The organism is Priestia sp. YIM B13489, assembly GCF_042787645.1.
Classification (GTDB): domain Bacteria; phylum Bacillota; class Bacilli; order Bacillales; family Bacillaceae_H; genus Priestia; species Priestia megaterium.
Genome location: NZ_JBHZOQ010000053.1, coordinates 2,475,530 through 2,494,534, shown reverse-complemented (window position 1 = coordinate 2,494,534; position 19,005 = coordinate 2,475,530). Strand labels below are relative to the sequence as shown.

General features: G+C 37.9%; 24 protein-coding genes and 1 riboswitch. Of the genes, 5 read left to right on the top strand and 19 right to left on the bottom strand.

Features of this window, described 5'->3' with window-relative positions; genetic code table 11:
• Positions 1–124: 124 nt before the first annotated feature.
• Positions 125–523, top strand: coding sequence for a hypothetical protein (locus ACFX4W_RS18540; RefSeq protein ID WP_377559894.1), 399 nt, complete (start codon positions 125–127; stop codon positions 521–523).
• 551 nt (positions 524–1,074) lie between these two features.
• On the opposite strand, the gene ACFX4W_RS18535 is transcribed toward ACFX4W_RS18540, so the two are convergent.
• The gene (locus ACFX4W_RS18535; protein WP_377559892.1) at positions 1,075–1,353 is read right to left on the bottom strand and encodes a hypothetical protein; all 279 of its coding nucleotides are present in this window, start codon (positions 1,351–1,353) and stop codon (positions 1,075–1,077) included.
• 243 nt (positions 1,354–1,596) lie between these two features.
• Here ACFX4W_RS18535 and ACFX4W_RS18530 point away from each other — a divergent pair, with 243 nt between their 5' ends.
• A complete protein-coding gene (locus ACFX4W_RS18530) occupies positions 1,597–1,908 on the top strand; it encodes a hypothetical protein (protein ID WP_016763842.1) in 312 nt (103 codons plus the stop codon).
• Positions 1,909–1,958: 50 nt separating this feature from the next.
• Here the strand turns inward: ACFX4W_RS18530 and ACFX4W_RS18525 are convergent, their stop codons facing one another.
• Positions 1,959–2,759, bottom strand: coding sequence for a GIY-YIG nuclease family protein (locus ACFX4W_RS18525; protein WP_043982045.1), 801 nt, complete (start codon positions 2,757–2,759; stop codon positions 1,959–1,961).
• Entirely contained in the window at positions 2,759–3,688 is a 930-nt protein-coding gene (gene panE, locus ACFX4W_RS18520) for a 2-dehydropantoate 2-reductase (protein WP_025752046.1), read from the bottom strand. The genes ACFX4W_RS18525 and panE overlap by 1 nt, the downstream gene beginning before the upstream one ends.
• A 253-nt stretch (positions 3,689–3,941) precedes the next feature.
• On the opposite strand from panE, the gene ACFX4W_RS18515 reads away from it, so the two are divergent.
• Positions 3,942–4,862: a CobW family GTP-binding protein gene (locus tag ACFX4W_RS18515; protein WP_377559890.1), complete on the top strand. Its 921-nt coding sequence runs from the start codon at positions 3,942–3,944 to the stop codon at positions 4,860–4,862.
• Between the two features lie 32 nt (positions 4,863–4,894).
• Here the strand turns inward: ACFX4W_RS18515 and ACFX4W_RS18510 are convergent, their stop codons facing one another.
• Complete coding sequence (locus ACFX4W_RS18510) at positions 4,895–5,053, bottom strand: hypothetical protein (protein WP_013056708.1); 159 nt, start codon at positions 5,051–5,053, stop codon at positions 4,895–4,897.
• Between the two features lie 297 nt (positions 5,054–5,350).
• Between ACFX4W_RS18510 and ACFX4W_RS18505 the strand changes: the two genes are divergently transcribed.
• Positions 5,351–5,677 (top strand): MerR family transcriptional regulator, encoded by a 327-nt coding sequence (locus tag ACFX4W_RS18505; RefSeq protein ID WP_013082852.1) that lies wholly within the window; start codon positions 5,351–5,353, stop codon positions 5,675–5,677.
• Positions 5,678–5,768: 91 nt separating this feature from the next.
• Here the strand turns inward: ACFX4W_RS18505 and rarD are convergent, their stop codons facing one another.
• The 14 genes from rarD to ACFX4W_RS18435 all read right to left on the bottom strand — a co-directional run bounded on the left by rarD (position 5,769) and on the right by ACFX4W_RS18435 (position 16,692).
• On the bottom strand, positions 5,769–6,695 hold the full coding sequence (rarD, locus tag ACFX4W_RS18500) for an EamA family transporter RarD (RefSeq protein ID WP_043982042.1): 927 nt from the start codon (positions 6,693–6,695) through the stop codon (positions 5,769–5,771).
• Between the two features lie 134 nt (positions 6,696–6,829).
• Complete coding sequence (locus tag ACFX4W_RS18495; protein ID WP_013056705.1) at positions 6,830–7,399, bottom strand: cob(I)yrinic acid a,c-diamide adenosyltransferase; 570 nt, start codon at positions 7,397–7,399, stop codon at positions 6,830–6,832.
• Entirely contained in the window at positions 7,396–7,821 is a 426-nt protein-coding gene (locus tag ACFX4W_RS18490; RefSeq protein ID WP_043982040.1) for a bifunctional adenosylcobinamide kinase/adenosylcobinamide-phosphate guanylyltransferase, read from the bottom strand. Before ACFX4W_RS18490 ends, ACFX4W_RS18495 begins: the two co-directional genes overlap by 4 nt.
• Positions 7,773–8,387, bottom strand: coding sequence for a histidine phosphatase family protein (locus tag ACFX4W_RS18485; RefSeq protein WP_013082848.1), 615 nt, complete (start codon positions 8,385–8,387; stop codon positions 7,773–7,775). The genes ACFX4W_RS18490 and ACFX4W_RS18485 overlap by 49 nt, the downstream gene beginning before the upstream one ends.
• A complete protein-coding gene (cobS, locus tag ACFX4W_RS18480) occupies positions 8,345–9,118 on the bottom strand; it encodes an adenosylcobinamide-GDP ribazoletransferase (RefSeq protein ID WP_237074833.1) in 774 nt (257 codons plus the stop codon). The genes ACFX4W_RS18485 and cobS overlap by 43 nt, the downstream gene beginning before the upstream one ends.
• On the bottom strand, positions 9,115–9,675 hold the full coding sequence (locus ACFX4W_RS18475; protein WP_162214099.1) for a bifunctional adenosylcobinamide kinase/adenosylcobinamide-phosphate guanylyltransferase: 561 nt from the start codon (positions 9,673–9,675) through the stop codon (positions 9,115–9,117). Before ACFX4W_RS18475 ends, cobS begins: the two co-directional genes overlap by 4 nt.
• Positions 9,672–10,751, bottom strand: coding sequence for a threonine-phosphate decarboxylase CobD (gene cobD / locus ACFX4W_RS18470; protein WP_043982036.1), 1,080 nt, complete (start codon positions 10,749–10,751; stop codon positions 9,672–9,674). Before cobD ends, ACFX4W_RS18475 begins: the two co-directional genes overlap by 4 nt.
• Positions 10,726–11,712, bottom strand: coding sequence for an adenosylcobinamide-phosphate synthase CbiB (gene cbiB, locus ACFX4W_RS18465; RefSeq protein ID WP_043982034.1), 987 nt, complete (start codon positions 11,710–11,712; stop codon positions 10,726–10,728). The genes cobD and cbiB overlap by 26 nt, the downstream gene beginning before the upstream one ends.
• A gap of 4 nt (positions 11,713–11,716) precedes the next feature.
• A complete protein-coding gene (locus ACFX4W_RS18460; RefSeq protein WP_230185258.1) occupies positions 11,717–12,325 on the bottom strand; it encodes an adenosylcobinamide amidohydrolase in 609 nt (202 codons plus the stop codon).
• Between the two features lie 88 nt (positions 12,326–12,413).
• Positions 12,414–13,373, bottom strand: a complete 960-nt coding sequence (locus ACFX4W_RS18455; RefSeq protein WP_014460464.1) for an ABC transporter substrate-binding protein — start codon at positions 13,371–13,373, stop codon at positions 12,414–12,416.
• Positions 13,374–13,631: 258 nt separating this feature from the next.
• Positions 13,632–13,764: riboswitch (cobalamin riboswitch) on the bottom strand.
• Between the two features lie 90 nt (positions 13,765–13,854).
• A complete protein-coding gene (locus ACFX4W_RS18450; protein WP_013056696.1) occupies positions 13,855–14,169 on the bottom strand; it encodes a thioredoxin family protein in 315 nt (104 codons plus the stop codon).
• A gap of 188 nt (positions 14,170–14,357) precedes the next feature.
• Entirely contained in the window at positions 14,358–14,960 is a 603-nt protein-coding gene (locus tag ACFX4W_RS18445) for a YpjP family protein (RefSeq protein WP_025752035.1), read from the bottom strand.
• Between the two features lie 383 nt (positions 14,961–15,343).
• Positions 15,344–16,120, bottom strand: coding sequence for a class I SAM-dependent methyltransferase (locus tag ACFX4W_RS18440; protein WP_043982628.1), 777 nt, complete (start codon positions 16,118–16,120; stop codon positions 15,344–15,346).
• Positions 16,121–16,254: 134 nt separating this feature from the next.
• Positions 16,255–16,692, bottom strand: coding sequence for a BrxA/BrxB family bacilliredoxin (locus tag ACFX4W_RS18435; protein ID WP_013056693.1), 438 nt, complete (start codon positions 16,690–16,692; stop codon positions 16,255–16,257).
• Positions 16,693–16,934: 242 nt separating this feature from the next.
• On the opposite strand from ACFX4W_RS18435, the gene ACFX4W_RS18430 reads away from it, so the two are divergent.
• Positions 16,935–17,819: a polysaccharide deacetylase family protein gene (locus ACFX4W_RS18430; RefSeq protein ID WP_165575254.1), complete on the top strand. Its 885-nt coding sequence runs from the start codon at positions 16,935–16,937 to the stop codon at positions 17,817–17,819.
• Between the two features lie 31 nt (positions 17,820–17,850).
• Here the strand turns inward: ACFX4W_RS18430 and ACFX4W_RS18425 are convergent, their stop codons facing one another.
• Positions 17,851–18,975, bottom strand: a complete 1,125-nt coding sequence (locus ACFX4W_RS18425) for a conserved virulence factor C family protein (RefSeq protein ID WP_097823632.1) — start codon at positions 18,973–18,975, stop codon at positions 17,851–17,853.
• Positions 18,976–19,005 lie beyond the last annotated feature (30 nt).

Genomic DNA, 19,005 nt, shown 5'->3' with positions numbered 1-19,005 from the left:
TTTAGTTAACTGTCTACAGTTAACTGTCATTTATAGATTAAAGTTAACTTATCAAAAAATTCATCTTTTTTTACACAAAACAATAATTTAGTTTAAAATTTTAAAAATTTAAGAGGTGAATTATATGAGAAGTAACCCTAAAAACTTTTCTGTTAAAATAATTAAAGGACATGCTTATATTTATTCATGGTCTTATAGGAGAACGTCTTATCGTACTCATGCCGCATTACAACGTTATTGTTGGAAGTATAGAGGAAGATACGGAACAAGAAAAGTACGAGATTTCATGAAAAGATTAGATGTAAGAGAACGGGTGCATTTAAAGGAGGAGGTTCAGAGGAAGTTAAAAACACATAAGGTGATACAACAACAGGTTGAAGGTTTATTGGACACTGAGCCTTTTAAAAGTCGACATACTTCAATCAATGCAATAAAGAATAGAATTACTCGTGAAAATGAATTAAGAAAGTTCTACAGCACACTAAATTCTCTTATTAGAGAAAGGAATGAAACGAACAAATAGCTTCATTCCATAATTCAGGAGGATAATCTAAACATGAAAAAGGCAATGACAGAATGTTTTACAACTGTCTTTGCCTTTTTACATTTCGTTATGTAGAATCTTTCATAGTTATAAATTGCCTTAAAATTTAATTTGGCTCTAAATTAAAAATTTCAATACTTTGCAAAATGAAGTAGCTTATTCAGTGGTAAGTAGAAAAAAATCGCAACGTCTAAAATATACAAGTTTTCTTTTTTTATACCTTATTTCTTAATAGAATTAATTTTAATTACAAGGAAAGAGGAAGGACTAAATATATATTTAGTCTTAAAAATTTCTTTGAAGAGTATTTTACTAAAGAGAAATGCTTTTGCATATATATGATAAATCTAATTTTTTAAGTTTATTTATTGAAAACGTGAATGGTTCATGAACAAACCTTACGTAAGTATGCTATCCTCAGACTGTTTTTTCATTCTAATAATTCAATAACAAAATACACCAATAAATTTTTTTATTCCAATAAATATTCCCAAGGCTATATGGGAATATTCTAATTACACTTTAAATTATTATTTTTTTGTAAAAATCCCATTAAAAAGGGGTATATAATCTTCATATGTATCTTTACGTTTTGTATCCTCACGCTTAACATCCCAAGCGACGAAAATATGGCTTGGCTCATATTGGTGAATCAATGCATGCATTTTTTGAATCGTTACTCTCAGGGCATTCGTAAATTGGCCCTTACTATTTCTTGTCAACGCTGCTTCATCTCTGCCATAAGAAGTAGCAAAATAACAGCGGCTTAATAAATTAAATCCATCAATTACTAATAGTGTTTCGTTCACATAGTCACGTCCTTTGAAAACTTTGCTCCTTTAGCTTTTAGAGCACACATACTATAGCACTTGTTCTTTGCACGCGTCAATGAAGCGTACAAAGCTCAAAACACGCCCATTTTTTTCTCCCAATGTAAATGTAGTATAAAGATGTTAAATTGTTGTTATGATTTATTCGTTTGGCTTTTAGAACTTTTGACTATCCTATAAAATGAGGATGAAAGATCAATCCTACAAATGAAGGTGAAAAAAGTGAATAAAAACACGATGATTAAAACATTAAAAGTTATATCTGTTGTGTCGCTTCTCGCTTTGTTATTTATCATTGCTTATGATCGTTCCATGTCTACATCCATGATTATTTTGTTCAGTTCGCTCATTTTCTTTGTATTTGTACTTAGCGACTTTTTTTTCGATCGCAAGCCGTGGGGATTAAAAGGCCTTCAATTATATATATCACTGATGTTATTCATCATTGCCATTTTTGAAATGCATCAAGTTGTCAGTTCACTTTGCGTTATTTCCATTATGGCTCTACCAAAAGTTATTGACGAATTAGCTTAAGTGTGAATGATAAATGATAAAATCCATGATCACAATGATCATGGATTTTATTACGTTTTGAGTAGTTTTTCAGAGATGCGAAGAGCTTCTTCTATGCCAAATTTACGCACTAAACTGATGGCTTCCTTTATTTCTCGTTTTTTCAAATCATGGGTCGGATTTAAATTTAACAACACTTGAATAACAACTAAATCCCGCATCGTAAACATCATATTCTTTTTCATATCCCGCTGAAATGTATACTGCTCTTTTAAGAGCCGGTCACTTATTGCTAACACTTTCGACTCCGGAAGATGTAGCTGCGCTCCTGCTTCTTGACAAGACCACAATTTTTTCACTCGATCTTCAGCATTCATATTTGCGACTCGTGCATATGTAATATCGCTGTTTTCTTGACGAATCTCTATCTCTTTTAACGTTGGCTTTAGCACCGTTTTTCGCTTGGAGACTTTTTTCTTATCAACTCCTGTATCCCTGAGGACCCTGCCGTGAACGGTGTAAATGTCGTATTCATTTTCTCTTTTTACATCTTGTTTATTGTATTTTGGAAAATAACCATTTACAAGCATCGTTCTCAGCATATCTAATTCTTTTTTTAATCCATGCACTTCAATATATCCAACAGCACAAATTTCTTTGTGGAATTTTTTTGTGTTGCTAACGCCTTTTCCTGCAACGTGAGCTCTTACTCTTTCTAATAGAGAGCCCGTCGTTGCTCCGATATACAAAAGCCTGCCCGGTTTATCAAAGAAAAAATAAATGCCGGGAGCGGAAGGCAATTGTCCTATTTCTGCTGTACTTAGCAGCTTCTGCAGTACCTGCATGACTGCTAAATCAATTTTCGCTGTCATTATTTTTGATAACCTTTTAACATTTCTTCATACACTTTTAGATGCGTATACACAGTTTGAAGAAGCGGTACGTGTATAGACGACTTTTCAGCTAATGTCAGCAAATATCCTTGAAGGTGGTCTCCTTCAATTTGAAAACTTTTTTCCATATCACGCTGCATCGATGACTTCATGTCATACGTCATTTTGTCCATCGTATTCATATGCTGTTCAATAATCCCTTCAGCTAATGGTGCATCGTATGCCATCATAATATTTTCAACTTCTTTAAAAAGCTCTTGTACGAATTGACGCCCTCCTTTTGCCGCTAGCACTGGGCCAACAGGTGCGCGCATAAGAGTGGTCATGCCTGACATAACCGTAATAAATAAATACTTATGCCACATATCCTGTTCAATATATGAACTTTTTACAAACGAAGCTTTTGTACCGCTGAACGCTTGCTCAATCAGTTGTAATCTTTCTGTTTCCTTCTGCTTAAATTCACCAAATACAAGTCTGTGAGCAGGACTCGTCTGGACGACATCTCCATCTTTGTTTAAAGTTGTTTCAATAAAGCACAGTCCTCCAATAACTTTTTCTTCCCCAAAAGCTTCTTGTAAAGGACCCACGTGAGCCATACCGTTTAGCAAAGGTACGACAACTGTCTGATTCCCTACAAAAGGACGCACATCCTCAATTGCTTGTTTAAGATGATAAGCCTTAGTTGTGAACAAAATAACATCATAAGGCTCTTTCATCTCAGATTTTGTAATAGCTTGTACAGGTGAAGTGAAGTCACCGTGTATGCTCTTGATAACAAGTCCATTTTGTTCCAGCTCTTTTTTTCTGCGATCTCTGACAAGAAAAGTCACATCCTCTCCTTTTTCCACAAGCCTGCCTCCAAAGTAACCTCCAACGCCGCCTGCGCCTAAAACTAATATTCGCATAACTTTTGCTCCCCTTTTTCTTTTTCTTTTATTGTAGCACAGCTAGTTTGAAATTTTATAATATTCTTATTTCATTGTATTTTGAGTTTTTTACAAAAGATAGCCATAGTGCTTTTAAAGTTGTTATAATGAATACAAAAAAAGTATAAAAATTTACGCTTAGACATTTATCCCCTCTTGGATATACTATTTACCAATCCGCAATCGGAAAAGTTTCGATTTAAACAATGTTATTTACATAGGAGAGACTGAAATGAAAACAGAAATCTACATTTTATCTGGATTTTTAGGCAGCGGAAAAACAACGTTGCTTAAACAGCTGATTCAGCAAGAAAAAGATCGTAATCGCAACATTGCTGTTGTGATGAATGAGCTTGGCCAAGTTTCGATTGACTCAAATGAAGTAGAAAAAGACACGCCGTTAAAAGAATTGCTAAACGGCTGCGTGTGCTGTACGATTCAAGGTCAATTTGAAACTCAGCTTCATTCACTTCTACAGGAGAACACATTGGATGCTATCTATATAGAAACAACCGGAGTTGCACATCCCATTGAAGTGTTGGATGCCTGTATGTCTCCTCTTTTTGCGCATCAAGTCACGATTAAAAGTATTATCACCACACTCGATGCAACAAGGTGGAAAGAACGTGGGTCCTTAAGCATTCAACTTCAAAAACTTCTTCAAGAACAAGTAAAACATGGAGATGTAATTTTATTAAATAAAACGGACATGCTGTCTGAGGCAGAAAAGTCTTCCCTGCTTTTTGAGGTTCAATCAATTAACGCTCGTGCAATAACATTATTAACAACATTTTCCCGCGTGAAGCTTGACCTGATTCAAAGAGCTCAGCTGTCTCAAAAACAGCCGCACCATAAGGCTCATGTTGAAGATCATCTTCATTTGAAAACATTTGTATATGAGTTTACAAAAAAAGTGGATCTTGAATTATTTGAAAATTGGCTGCGCCAAATGCCAGATACCATCTATCGTATTAAAGGCTATATGCGCTTTACTCATTCGGATGATACGTATTCGTTTCAATATTCATACGGCATGCCTCTATATATGAAAGAAATGATAAAGCTGCCCACCACTCTTGTCTTTATAGGGGAAAACCTCAACCACATTAAGATGAAACAAGAATTATTTAATCTTGAACAGCAGTCCAATTAAAAATCCCGCCTAGAGCGGGATTTTTTTATTACTTATAAACAGGCATTTTGTACTCTGCGCAAAATTTCATATGCACGATTTCCGGCTAACTCTGTCAACTCTTCAAATTTTTCATCTCTTTTCAAATCAAGTTCAATAATTTCTTTTGCCAGCTCAATAATCTCTTCTTTTTTCAATTGTTGCACAGCCATTTAAAACGCCCTTCCCTTTTAGAATTTATGTATATTCTCACATTTGTTTTCTATTCATCATTTTGAAAGCAAGTGATTAACCACAAGGCTTTATCCTGTATGGTTAACCACTTGGGATCGAGTTAATCATTAGTTTATAGGACTCTTTTCCCTATTTCATTATTTATGTCACTTTTTCTCACATAGTAATTCAAAAATATAACATATATATGTTAGAATGTATTACATGTTATAATTTTTTGTATTTTTTTCCTTTATGATAATAACATACTACTACGTACTCAGGGGTGAGGGAGATTGTCTACGAATGAAGCGTCATATCGAGATAAAAAAGTCATGTCTATTGGGATTGTAAAAGAATTAACCGGTTTATCAGAAAGGCAAATTCGCTACTACGAGAAAAGAAGCCTGCTCTTTCCGGACCGAACCAATACGGGTATCCGGAAATATTCGTTTTCAGACGTCGAACGATTAATGGATATTGCCGATCGCATAGAAGAAGGAGTTCAAACGAGTGAAATACGCACAGAATTGGCCAAAAAAGATGAAGCGAGAAAAATGAAAGAAGTAAAAAACCAAATGCTTCAAGGTCAGTTGAACGCTCATTTCAAGCGGAAGCTATAAAGTATACATACGGTGACTTTCCCGTCTCCGTTTTTATTTCTTTACGGCAGACAAAAAAGCGCATATCTAAAGATATCCGCTTTTTTGTCCGTTAAGCTGAGCGCCCTTTAAAAAATTTCGGCTGATGAGAATTCATGAACTTAGTTTTAGATAAAATGAACATAACCGATCCGCCCCAAATGAACAAAAAGGCAATCATCTCTACGCTAGAAAACGGTTCATGATACACGAATACCCCTAATAAAAGCGTCATGGTAGGAGCAATGTACTGTAAAAAACCGACCATCGATAGCGGAATAAGAGGGGCCCCTTTAGCGAAATATAGTAGTGGCATAGCTGTAGCAACACCGCCTCCAATTAAAAGAGCACTCAGATCAAGCGATTGAAGAGAAAAACTTGAAGATCCTTTCACTAAAAGAAAAATAAAATAAATAACTGCAATAGGTGCAACCATCATCGTTTCAATCGTTAATCCTACTTTTGCTTCTAATTGAATAGTCTTTTTTACAAGTCCGTACAAACCAAAGCTAAACGCTAAGCTTAATGATACCCATGGGATATGCCCGTATGTAACTGTCATAACGATAACACCTATAGCAGCTAATCCAACAGAAGCACCCTGCCAAAAATTAAGCTTCTCTTTTAAAACGACTATACCAAGTAAAATACTAACGAGCGGGTTGATGTAGTAACCTAAACTTGTTTCAATAATATGATTATGGTTAACCGCCCAAATGTAAACGAACCAGTTGATGCTGATCAGCACTGAAGCCACAAATAAAATGACCGCTTGTTTCGTATTACGAAATAATAAACCAAGCGTCTTTTTTAAAGCACTCATTTGCTTTGTCACAAGCAAAAGTAAAAGCATAAAAACAAATGACCATATGACACGGTGAGCGAGTATTTCATTCGCATTCACCTCGCCAAGAAGCTTCCAGTAAAGCGGAAAAAGCCCCCACATAACGTAAGCGCTGGCTGTATAAACAATACCTGCTCGTTTAGAATCTTGATTCATTTCTCAACCTCTTTTCTTTATCTCTCTGTCTCTTATCATTATAGATGCATTTACCTCTTTTTTATAGCTTTATTTTACCTATCGAAATAACTCATAAAAAAACGATCGCTTTTAGCTCGACCGTTTTTTATACCTTATTTTTTAGGCTGTTTAAATACTTTGGCACTGCGAATATACTCTACATCTTGTACATTTTCTCGCGCGTTAGCGATTCGAGCCGCAGCAAAGAAATAATCGGATAAACGATTTAAATACTGAAGCACCGCCGCATTAATTTTATACTCACGCTGCACGCCAACAACAAGCCGTTCTGCGCGGCGTGTAATCGTCCGGCAAATATGAAGCGTTGTCGCTGCAGGTGTGCCTCCAGGTAAAATAAAACGCTCAATGGCCGGCGCTTCTGACATATAGACATCAATGCGCTTTTCAAGTACTGATATCATGTCGTTTGTTACTTTGTACGGATGATCATCTTTTGCAAATGCTAAATCACTTCCACAGTCAAAAAGCTCATGTTGAATCGTAATTAGCTCTTCTTTTACATCTTTTAATGTTGTTTCATCCAGCTGATAAATCGCTTGACCTACAAAGCCATTTAGCTCATCAATCGTACCGTATGCTTCCACTCGAATATCATCTTTATTTACTCGTCCTCCAATTAAGCTTGTCTGCCCTTTGTCCCCTGTTTTTGTGTAAATGTTCATTGTATTTCCTCCTTCAATCGATTAGCAATTCCGTACCAAATGTGATCTACTTTCCGGGCATGTGCCGCTAAATGCTGATACGCATACCCGCATTCATCTCTCCACTGCCGTTCTGTTGGATCTAAAGGAACAATCCCTTTGCCGACTTCAGTTCCAATCACTATTAACTTTTCCCATACACCGCTGTCTCTCCACTTCTGTATTAACTTTTTAACAACAAGGTGCGGAGACTCCAGCTCGCTATGTATTAATTCCTTAACATAGTGCTCAAATCCTTCTAGCACTATGTAACTTTCTTCGAACTCAAGCGCTGGTAAAACAGGGTCTTCATACAAACAATGCCATTTTACCGACTCACTGGCATAATGCTGCTTCACCCATTTTCTTTTGCCGGTAAATGCACCGCCGAATACGAAATGCATGCTCTTCTCTCCTTTGCCTGTTTGTATGTACACGCTACTGAAAAACCTTCTCCATAAGAAAAAGAAACATCCCAAAGCGACGCTGTCTGTTTAAAATGGGATGCAAGTAAACGCAGTGGTCCGCCGTGCGAAACAATAGCAATGTGACGCAATTGCTGACTGGCCGCCAAATCGACCGCTTCTTCCCACGCTGCCCAAACTCGGTTTGAAAAGCTTGAGAAGCTTTCACCATTCGGAGGCGTATGTTCTGTCCAGTGATCAATCCAATTTCTATACGCCCGTATGTTTTTTAAATCTTCATACGTCTTCTCTTCCCAATCTCCAAAATGCAGTTCACGCCAATTTTTACTTTTAACCACCTGAGATTTTGGAAAAACAACTGCACTTGTTTCTAGCGCTCTTTTTAAGTCACTGGAAATAACGAGCTGAGGTTCTAGAAAAAGCTCTTTCAATTCATTTTTCCCTTCTATACTTAAAGGCGGATCACTCCACCCTATATATTTTTTCTGTTGATTTTCAAGCGTCATGCCGTGCCGAATACATGTGATAACCAAAGAATTATCCATAAAAATGTTTCTCCTCCTTCAATGGTTGCCCCTATAACATCTCCTGTTACGCCACCAAACTGCGAACGATAAAATCGTATCCAGAGCCATAAAAAACCGGCAAAGAAAAGAATAATGAATTTATTGTCCATAAAAATAATGAAAATAGCAACTAAGAATAGGCTCATAATGATAAATCCGTAAATAGACCGTTTGGTGACTCCTTGTTGAAAATAAGCAGCCAGACCCGTATCTTTAGCGGGCTTATCTCTCATCAATAAAAAGGCTGCTCCAATTCTTGGAAGGGTAAAGACAATTAAGCATGCCCAAATTGATAAAGAAGAAAGAGACACTAATTCATAGATCGCACTAAAACGCAGCAGCAGCAGAACCATAAGAGAAAGAATAGCAAAAGACCCAACGTGCGGATCACTTAAAATCTGCAGTTTTTTTTCCTTTGACTGATGAGAAAAATAGGCATCGCTTACGTCCATCCAGCCGTCTAAATGAAGGCCACCCGTTAAGATAAGCGGTAAAAGCAAAACTAAAATACTATCAACAATCGTAGTGATAGGTGAAGATTGAAGCAGCTGTAAAAAGCTATAAAACATCAAGCCTAGTAACATACCAATCCAAGGCAGCACAAAAAGTGAGCGTGCCGTTCTTTTTTCAGTCCATTGAACGGTTTTAGCCAGTGGTAAGATCGTAAAAAACTGGAGAGAAATTCGTAGTATGGCTATCCATTCTTTCATATATCTACACATTCCTTTCCTTTTTTAAAACGATAGATTCCCGCTTCTACACAAATAGCCACATCTGCTTTTTCTACAATATACTGATGTAATTCCCCTAACATCTTCATATAGCTATATGTGGGCTCTTCTAACACGCCCGCTTCAAACAGTTCATTAGATACTAGCACAACCGTCTGAGACTGCGCAAACAGCTTATCGAGCGTTTCTGTCATATGACGAAAAACCGCTTGTTTCCCTTCTTTTGTTTGCCACCTTTTTTCTGTTGAAAAAAGCTCATTGGCAAGCCAGTTCGTGACACAATCCAAAAGTATAGCATCATCACTTTGAAGATTTGGCAGAATTTGTTGTAAATCTACAGACTGCTCGATCGTTACCCAAGGCGTGTTCGCTGCTTGGCGTTCTTTTTGATGAAGCTGGATGCGTTTTTGCATTTCCTTATCTGTTTGCCTGCTTGTGGCAATATAAACAGCGCGCTTTGTACAAAAAGTTTGAACCATGTTCTCCGCTGCACTTGATTTTCCGCTTCGAACGCCTCCGCTAATAAAGATGATCATATTTCATCAAGTCCTTGTTTGATTACGTTAAGTAAATAGTCATTTTCTTCTTTCGTTTTCACAGCCAAACGGATATAGCGTCCATTTAAAAATGGAAAGTTTTCAGTATGACGAGCTACCACGCCATGGCTTGCTAAATAGACAAGCCATTCGCGCGTTTTAATAGAAGACGGAACGCTGCAAAGATAATAGTTTGTTTGAGAAGGAGAAACCAAAAGCCCCCATTCCTTTAGTTGACTCAAGATTCGTTCCCGTTCTTGTTTAATATAATGTACGGTTTCTTTTACAAAATCTTTTTCATCCACACATATCATGCCTATTTGCTGCGACAAGCCATTTACACTCCAAGGAGGCTGCTTTTTAGCCATCTTGCTAATGATTTTTTCATTTGCCAAAATATAGCCAAGACGAAGCCCGGCAATATTAAACATCTTTGTCATGGAACGCACAACAATGATATGCTCATAATCCAGAATAAGAGAATCAAATGAAGGCTGATGTTCGACAAAATCAATAAATGCCTCATCAATCATTAAGTATGTACCATGATGAGCAGCAGCTTTTACTACTTTCATCCATTCCTCATGACTATACATAACGCCCGTTGGATTATTTGGATGACAAATCCACAGTACTTTTATGTCCGGAAGAATGCTCATAATCAACTCTATATCCCAGCTCCAGCCATTTTCTTCAGATAAAGGAACGTATGTCACTTCACATCCATAAGCTTTACTTGCCTGTTCATATTCAACGAAAGTCGGCTGTACAATCCCTGCTTTCTCTCCTGAAAATAACGAAGCAATAAGGAAAAACGCTTCAGCGGCGCCATTTGTAGGCAGCACTTGAGCACCTGAAACATGATGATGAGCTGCAAGTTTATTTTTCAGCTCCGTTACTTGAGGGTCAGGATAACTAAACGCTGCACCCTTGAATTCGTTCCACTTTTCGTGAAGCACAAGGGGAGCCCCTAAAGGATTTGTATTCACGCTAAAGTCTTTTATATGCGACAAATTCTCGGCCCCTATTGCTTTTAAAAAGACATTAGGATTAGCTCCATGTGTAGGTAATAGCACTAATAACTCCTCCTAACAAAAGATATAATAACCACGTAGCATAGACCGTCCTTTTCATAATGAAAACAGCTTGTTCAATATGACCGGCTTGCAGAGGAATGAGTGGTTCACCCATTTTTGCACGATTAGATTCTATGCCTTTATATGTATTAAGCCCGCCGAGTTGAATACCTAACAGAGCAGCCACTGCGCTTTCCCCGTATCCGCTATTTGGGCTGGGATGCTTCTTAGCATCACGCTTAATCAAACTCGTTACATGCCCAAGAGAATACTGGCTTTTTGCTACATTAACAGCCGTCATCACCACTGCAGTTAACCGACTCGGAATATAGTTTAATACGTCATCGGTTTTTGCACTAAAGTAGCCGAACAGAAAGTAGCGGTCATTTTTGTACCCAACCATCGAATCACATGTGTTAATAGCTCGGTAAAAAAAGGCTAGGGCTCCTCCTCCTATAAATGCATAAAAAAGCGGAGCTGTAATACCATCACTTGTATTTTCAGCCACGGTCTCTACCGTCGCTCTGGCAATTTCTCCTTCTGACAAACGATCTGTATCTCGTCCCACAATCATACTTACTTCATATCTAGCTTTCTCCATATCTCCTAGCTGAAGCGGCTTTTGTACCTTATAAGCAGCTTCGCTTAAAGAACGAGTGGATATAGTAGTCGCAATCATTACGCTCTCTACTAAAACACCTGCTATAAAATGAACTCCGTACAAAGCATGGAGGAACAAAAAGGGAACAACTCCTGCGAGCACAGCCATACTTATCACAAGAAGCAATCCTTTGAATCGTTTTCCTGCACCTTTATTTAATCTAGAATCTATCCAATAAATCCATTTGCCAAACCAGCGAACGGGATGCGGCCAATTTTCGGGATCGCCTATAATTCGGTCAATTAGTAAAGCAATCGTCATGGCCGTCATGTGTGCAATTATCGCTTGTGTAATACTCATTTCTTCACCTCTTTCCCTTAAGTCCCTGCTCTAAGCTTATTTTCACCAGCTTGGCTACCGCTTGCCCTAAAGCGGTCATAGAGCCTGCATATTCATATAATGATCCTTGCTGAGACGCTGCAACTGAGATGCTGTCCGTAGATGTTCCCGTAGCAATCGTCTTTGTAGCCGGATCTATGACACCCAGCTGTGACAGCGTTTTTGTTTTAGCTTCTGTGGCCGCAATAAAAAGCTGTAAAAACGCTGCATCCGTAAGCGTACCTTCCACGAAAAAAAACATATTAATTGTACCAGGAGAGGAATAGAACGGGACAGCTTCGTCAGCTGTAATATCTACTGCGTTTCCTACTCCAGCCGTTATCACGGAAGCTACTCTTACTCCGTAGCCTTCATAACAGTAAACCGCTCTTTCTTTTAACCACACGGCTGTCATCAACCCTACGATTTGCTCATGGCGCACATTTTCTTTCATCAAATATTGCTCATACTCCAAAGAAGGAGTATCTGAATAATAGTCTTTGTGAACAAATCGATTGTAAAAGGTGTCCGTTTCCGTAATGCCTGTTCCTAAAACCCCTGAGCTGTATGTTTTATAAGAAGTCTCGGTTTTCATGATTAAAAGCTCAGGCCTTTCTTCAATTTTAAGATGTGAAAAGGGACCAATCCCCTTTTCAATTCGAACTGGAATATGGTCCCTCTTCTTATTTATTGTACACCTCAGGGTATACTGCTTTTGCTAAGTCCTCTAAGCCATCTACAATACGAGGTCCTAAGCGATTGATTTTGTTTTGATCAACCTTCTCGATGTTACCCTCTTTTACAGCAGTCATGCTGCTCCAAGCGGGACGCTTCATAATCTCATTTTTGTCTGCATCATACGTTGCGATAATAACGTCAGGGTTTAACTTAACAACTTGCTCTTCAGAAAACTTAACCCAACCTTTTTCACTAGCTGCTACGTTATCAGCACCGATCATAGTAAGCATTTCGTTCATGAACGTACCTTTTCCTGTTGTATAAATCTCAGGAGCTCCTGATACCTCTATCCATACTTTTTTACGATCTTCTTTTGAAATCGTTTTTGCTTTTTTCTCAATTGAAGCTACTTTTTCTTTCATGTCTTTAATTGTTTGATTAGCTTCTTTTGTTTTACCTGTTAATTTACCGATTTGCGTAATAGAATCATAAACCGTATCAAACGTTGTTGAATCTTTTACAACAAATACCGGAATACCCGCACTTTCAATTTGTTTAAATACTTCATCCGAAACGCCCATACTTGAAGCGTGTGCCAGCACTAAATCAGGATTTAAAGCAATAACTTTTTCCGCATTAACGTTCATATCTCCTACCTGCGCTTTTTTCTTTACGCTTTTAGGATAATCATCGTTGCTTGTAACACCGACTAATTCTTTTTCAAGGCCAAGGGCATATACAATCTCCGTATTACTTGGCATTAAGGAAACAATTTTCTTAGGCTGTTTTTTCAACGTAATTTCTTTATCACGCGCGTCTTTTACCTTCACTGGAAATGCAGCTTGTGACGTTTGTGCCGTATCTTGCTTCGTTTTTTTATCACTGTTGCTTTGGCTGCCTGCACCGCATGCAGCAAGTACGATGACTAACAGTGCAATAATGGAATACGAAAGCCATTTTTTCATCTAAATACTCCCCCTATATATTGTTCATTGTGAATACGAAACCTCCACGTTAAAGAAAAAGCAAATGATCATGCAAAAAGCAGCGCTATCCCGTTTTTCCGCTTTGACTATGTATACTGCTCGCCGGCAGCTTCAAAATAAAAAAGCTTTACTTTCAATTGAAAGCAAAGCAGGTAACGTCAAGATAAGCAGGAAAAGAATCCGTTCACTATACTTGATATGTATGTTCATTACCCTGCTTCACCCTTCCTCGAAGGTTTCACAGCTAACAATAAGGCAGGTCTCCTGACTTACGCACAAAGCGCTTACAGTGGCGGGACCGCGCTGGTTTTTCACCAGACTTCCCTTTTCACTCAATCTTTAAATTGAGACCTTATTGCTTTACGATTATTCACTTGTCCTAGTATACCCCACTCATGGAAAAATGGAAATAGCCATTCTCACAAAAAAAGCTGCGAGAATGCTCTCGCAGCTTAAGGGATTAAAGAGTTGCTAAAAATTCACGGACCGCTTCAGGCGTTTTAGCATTTGCACTGTGCAAGTGTGCAATTTTTTCACCGTTTTTATATACAAGAAGAGAAGGAATACCCATTACATTGTTTTCAGCAGAAAGTTCTTCAAACTCATCCTTGTCAATTTTAAACCATGCTTTATCTGTGTTTTCATCAACGATTTCATCAATGAACATATCCAAACGTTTGCAATCAGGACACCACGTTGTCGTAAAAATCCCAACGCTTAGTGTTTCGTTCTTAATTTGTTCGCGAAATTGTTTTTCTTCCGTAAATTGTTTCATTGTGTTACCTCCAGCATCTATTCGTTCCTTCTCACTATTCTATGGTAAGAAGTCTGACTTCATTATAAACGATTTTTTTATCGTTGTGCTAATGTTTCAGCTTATTTAGACCCTAACGGTTTTAGACGTAAAAAAATGCTAGCTTAAAAAAGCTAACATTTCGAAATCGCAGAATGTTGTGTCTATTATCAGCTAAACCATTTAGGCGGCATGTTTCGGTTCCAATAAATTTTCCCTAAATCATAATGCTTCTGAAAATTATCTGCAGCCGCATGATAGTGAAAATTAAACCAGTATCCATCTTTTGGAGGATTTTCACGCCGTACATGAAATCGTATTAAGTCCTGACCGGTTTCCCGGTCATATACATGGAAAATCTTTTCACCGTAGCCAGCAGCAGGATGCTCGCTTATCTCGAGATTCTGAATTGACTGTTCACGTTCAGTGCCAATGTCGGTCAGCACTTCTTCAATTTTAGGTAACACTGCTTGACGAAATTCATCTTCAATGACAGGTCCAATTTTTGTTCCGAATTTTTCCACTGACTGTTTTTCAGCTGATTCCATTGCATACGTAACAAATGATGAAACGTCTTCATATTTTGGTTCTTCATATGGCAAATGAATATCTTCTATAACAGCTGTGACAGGAGTTGTTTCTCTTACATACCCTGCTTTATGTTGCTTGTCCGCTTTTGCATCATCAACGTATAAATATTCTGGTGGAGTGACAAGCCCAAATGTAAATACTGTAATAAATACAACTAGCATTCTTTTTATCCATCTAGGCATTCGTATCTTTCCTTTCTCATCTTTTCCCATATGGTCTTTTCATATCGTAAAATTCATTGTTATAACTCACTAGGTATTGTAACATACTTATTAATTTTTTACCTATATTTGCTTATTCATTTATGCTGCCTACGGGCATTCGAAGACTTTTTAGTTAGCACCTTCCTTCTTCTGTTTGAGGTTGTCACACCGAGCGGAAACCTATACAAGATATTCCTTTTTTGCTGGATGCTTAAACACAAAAGTATTTTTATGTTCAAAAATATATCATACTTTTATGAACTTTAGATGAAATTCATAAAAAAAACTTCCAAAACTTTTTAATTCCTAAAAGGTTTTGGAAGTCTTTTCAATGATCAGGATTCGTTTTACTTTTTTGTTTATTATTGTATATCAATTGTCCCGTAATGAAATTTTGATGTTTTTCGTTTTTGTACGATAAATCCATGTTCTTCAAAACGACTGCTTTTCCAATGATCTTTTAGCACGATCTTTTGTTTGGCTACTCTTTTTGCTTCTTGTATAGCCATTGGCGTTAGCGTAGTATACAGTGCTATTGCTTTAATACCGTTAATTCCATTCGATTCATCAATTTGCTCTTGAAACATAGGATCAAAGTAGACAACATCAAAAGAATTATCTTCACAACACGCCAAAAACGATTCGAAATTTTGATGAACCACGTTTATACGCTTCATTGCATCGTTCAACTCTTGTACGTCACTTTCCCAATTTAAAAGTCCTTGTTTGACTAAATAAGCTACATAGCGGTTGCCTTCTAGTCCGACAACTTTCCCGCTTTTCCCTACCGCTGCGCTCGCCATCATACTATCCGATGCAAGACCAAGTGTACAGTCAAGCACGCTCATTCCTTTTTCCAAACTAGCAGCTTCAATAAACGGATCAGGTTCTCCTCGCAGCCATCTCTTCACTCTAAACATAGCGGAATTTGGATGAAAAAAAATAGGTTCCTCTTCATTTTGGACATGCAATTCTACTCTATTCTTACCGACAACCAGCACGTCTGCAGCTTGAAGATTCTGAAGATCTGCAACGGATTTCTTCTCTCTTACTACAAAAGGTATACTTAAATCAGCGGCTACTTGTTTGGCTTTTACAATCATCTGTTCATTTGTTCGACCAGCAGTCGTAACAATCACTTTCATAACTCCCCCTACACTGTTTGGCTATTTACATAAAGAAAAAGGATGCCGATAGACATCCTTTTTCTTATAAAGTATATGCGATTTTTCTCTAAAAATCTATATACTAGATGTGACAAAAGCAGGACATTTTATGAACAGTGCTGCTTAAAGCCATTTAAAATGTTTTCAAAAATAACTTCTAAAGGCTGACCTTCAATTTCATGTCGAGGAATAAAATGAACGACTTCTTTTCCTTTTAAAAGCGCCATAGACGGTGATGAAGGCTCAATGTCACCAAAATATTCACGCATTTTAGCTGTTGCTTCCTTATCTTGGCCGGCAAAAACAGTTACCACTTGATCTGGTTTTTGCTCAGACTGTAAGTACGCTTGCGTTGCTGCAGGACGTGCTAAACCGGCAGCGCATCCACAAACTGAATTAACGACAACAAAAGTTGTTCCTTCTACGTTTTCCATAAAATCAACTACGGCTTCCTCTGTTGTTAATTCTTCATAACCAGCTTGAGTTAATTCTTGACGCATTGGTTTAACTAACTGACGCATATATTCTTCATATGCCATTGACATATTAACATTCCTCCTAACAATCATTCACGCTAAAAGCATACTATAAAAACCAGGAAAAATCTAGCTACTCACTCTTCAAATCCTTATCGTTGTCCCATTCTTCTTCTCCATTTGACAAAAAGAAGATTAAAACCGGGTCATATCATCTAATTTTTTCCTATAAAAATGTCGATTTTTACTATTAATATTCCATTTTTTGTACTATAGTAGTAAATAGTAATTTAGTAGAAAGGATTTTCAAATTGAACCAGCGATTTAAACCGAACAAACGATTTAAGCCAAACAAACGATTTTATGCATTTTTGTCTTTAGTGTTAGTGATCGTCGCTTCTTTGTTTTTTATTACAGAAGCCAAAGGAAGTGAATCCGCTGCATCTCAGCAAGTATTAGCATCTACTGCGTTACCGCTGAAAGAAACTGCATCTTCAGCACAGCCTGAGAAGCTGCTTAATACACTTCATCATAATATGTATGTAGTAAATACGGTGAACGATCAAAATCAAGCTCTTACACAGCCTGTTTACCTTACGTTTGACGATGGCCCAACACCTGATACTCTTCATATTTTAGATGCTTTGCGTCAATATAACGTAAAAGCAACTTTTTTTATGTTAAAGCATCAAATTGACGCTCATCCTGAAATTGCTAAAAAAGTAGCACAGGAAGGACATGCCATCGGCTGTCACGGCGTCTCTCATGATATTGATGTCATGTATAGTGAAGACGGCGCCGCGTTAAAAGAAATGCAGGAGTGTCAAGCGACAGTTAAGAAAGTAACCGGTGTTGACAGTAAGTTAATCCGCGTTCCTTACGGCAGCGTTCCTTATTTAAAAGAGCCCCACCGTACAGAGTTGCTAAGCCACTTTAAATTATGGGACTGGAATGTAGACAGCGAAGACTGGGCACTTCGTTCTGCACCTAGAATTATTCAGGGGCTTGAACCTCATATTCAAGGGGTTAACTCCAATGGAAGAACACCAGTCATTTTATTTCATGATAAATCCTTTACAGCACAATCCCTTCCTGCTATTTTGACTTACTTAAAGCAGTCGGGCTATCAGCCTATTAAAATTGATAACACCATGCAGCCTATGCAGTTTCCAACTCCCGCTGCAAAACAGTCGTAAAAAAAGATCATTCAAGTGAATGATCTTTTTTTTATGCTTTTCTGCTTTCTGTCATTTGTTTCCAAACAGAACCTTTTGCTTCTTCTCCGCCTTCGATACGTTCAATTGCTAGCTTGATTTGTAAATCTACCTCAAATTCTTTATCATTCTCTGCTGCTTTTAATGCAGAAAGAGCCGTCTCGTCCCCTACCTCGTATAAATACATAGCTGCACGCCAGCGAACAAGCTTGTTTTTATCACCAAGAGCTTCACACATTGCCGGAATACCCTCTTCAAAACCTAAATCTGACATGCAGTCTCCAGCAGTACGGCGCACAGTGACTGATTTATCTTTTAATGCTTTGTATAAATAAGGCAGTACCGCTTTTGATTCAATCATTCCTAAGTAGACCGTAGCTAAGCGGCGAATAGATGCTTTTTCATCATCAAGCGCTTTATTTAAAACGTCTAAATCAGCTTCTGTTGGATCCATTTGTTCTAAATGGGCATAGCGCACTGACCAATCGTTGTCTTCTAGCATTTCTTCTGTAACTTTATAGGTTTTACGCGGCTGTACAACTTTTCCGCCTTCTTTTTCTTCTTGTGCATTAGCCACAAGGCGAGTTAATCTTTCTTGCGGATATGCTGCTGCTAACTCTTCTACAACTTCGTCTCCGATAGCAGCTAACTCTCCGTAACGAACGCCTTGTTCTTTCCATTTTCGTTCTAATACCACATTATCTGAAAAACGTTGAAGTTCTGCTACCGCTTTTGCAAATCGCTCGGGCAGACCAAAGCGCTTTTCTTCATTTCCGTCCGTTAGCTTGACTTGCATCGGTACATTTTTGAACATTTGAACTGACACATTGACTTCACCAAAATGCTCATTCATTTTGTGCTGTTCACTGCTGCTTTGCAAATCTTCACCAAACGCTGCACGAACTTGCGGCAAAATTTGCTTCCAGTCATATTTGGCATTTCGCTCTACTGCTAAGAAGTCCGCTACGTGGTAGACTCCTTTTACCCCTTCTACTTTCAAGATGTCTTGAACAACTTCAGGAGCTGCTTCAGCATTTTTTTCCGTATAGTTATTGCTTTTTCCGCCTGATAGCACTTCGTCTAAATTAATTTTCATTGTATTCGGACTTGGCGTTGGCTCAATTGATTTAATGTTCATATCGTATCGTACTCCTCTCATTAAAATTGT

What these genes read in the sequence shown, in the direction of transcription:
- ACFX4W_RS18445 (WP_025752035.1), bottom strand. Translation starts at nt 14,960, where the DNA reads ATGCCTAGATGGATAAAAAGAATGCTAGTTGTATTTATTACAGTATTT.
- ACFX4W_RS18510 (WP_013056708.1), bottom strand. Translation starts at nt 5,053, where the DNA reads ATGGCTGTGCAACAATTGAAAAAAGAAGAGATTATTGAGCTGGCAAAA.
- ACFX4W_RS18450 (WP_013056696.1), bottom strand. Translation starts at nt 14,169, where the DNA reads ATGAAACAATTTACGGAAGAAAAACAATTTCGCGAACAAATTAAGAAC.
- cbiB (WP_043982034.1), bottom strand. Translation starts at nt 11,712, where the DNA reads ATGAGTATTACACAAGCGATAATTGCACACATGACGGCCATGACGATT.
- ACFX4W_RS18540 (WP_377559894.1), top strand. Translation starts at nt 125, where the DNA reads ATGAGAAGTAACCCTAAAAACTTTTCTGTTAAAATAATTAAAGGACAT.
- rarD (WP_043982042.1), bottom strand. Translation starts at nt 6,695, where the DNA reads ATGAATCAAGATTCTAAACGAGCAGGTATTGTTTATACAGCCAGCGCT.
- ACFX4W_RS18525 (WP_043982045.1), bottom strand. Translation starts at nt 2,759, where the DNA reads ATGACAGCGAAAATTGATTTAGCAGTCATGCAGGTACTGCAGAAGCTG.
- panE (WP_025752046.1), bottom strand. Translation starts at nt 3,688, where the DNA reads ATGCGAATATTAGTTTTAGGCGCAGGCGGCGTTGGAGGTTACTTTGGA.
- ACFX4W_RS18485 (WP_013082848.1), bottom strand. Translation starts at nt 8,387, where the DNA reads ATGGATAATTCTTTGGTTATCACATGTATTCGGCACGGCATGACGCTT.
- ACFX4W_RS18455 (WP_014460464.1), bottom strand. Translation starts at nt 13,373, where the DNA reads ATGAAAAAATGGCTTTCGTATTCCATTATTGCACTGTTAGTCATCGTA.
- ACFX4W_RS18515 (WP_377559890.1), top strand. Translation starts at nt 3,942, where the DNA reads ATGAAAACAGAAATCTACATTTTATCTGGATTTTTAGGCAGCGGAAAA.
- ACFX4W_RS18460 (WP_230185258.1), bottom strand. Translation starts at nt 12,325, where the DNA reads ATGAAAACCGAGACTTCTTATAAAACATACAGCTCAGGGGTTTTAGGA.
- ACFX4W_RS18490 (WP_043982040.1), bottom strand. Translation starts at nt 7,821, where the DNA reads ATGCATTTCGTATTCGGCGGTGCATTTACCGGCAAAAGAAAATGGGTG.
- ACFX4W_RS18475 (WP_162214099.1), bottom strand. Translation starts at nt 9,675, where the DNA reads ATGATCATCTTTATTAGCGGAGGCGTTCGAAGCGGAAAATCAAGTGCA.
- ACFX4W_RS18435 (WP_013056693.1), bottom strand. Translation starts at nt 16,692, where the DNA reads ATGTCAATGGCATATGAAGAATATATGCGTCAGTTAGTTAAACCAATG.
- ACFX4W_RS18425 (WP_097823632.1), bottom strand. Translation starts at nt 18,975, where the DNA reads ATGAACATTAAATCAATTGAGCCAACGCCAAGTCCGAATACAATGAAA.
- ACFX4W_RS18495 (WP_013056705.1), bottom strand. Translation starts at nt 7,399, where the DNA reads ATGAACATTTACACAAAAACAGGGGACAAAGGGCAGACAAGCTTAATT.
- cobS (WP_237074833.1), bottom strand. Translation starts at nt 9,118, where the DNA reads ATGAAAGAATGGATAGCCATACTACGAATTTCTCTCCAGTTTTTTACG.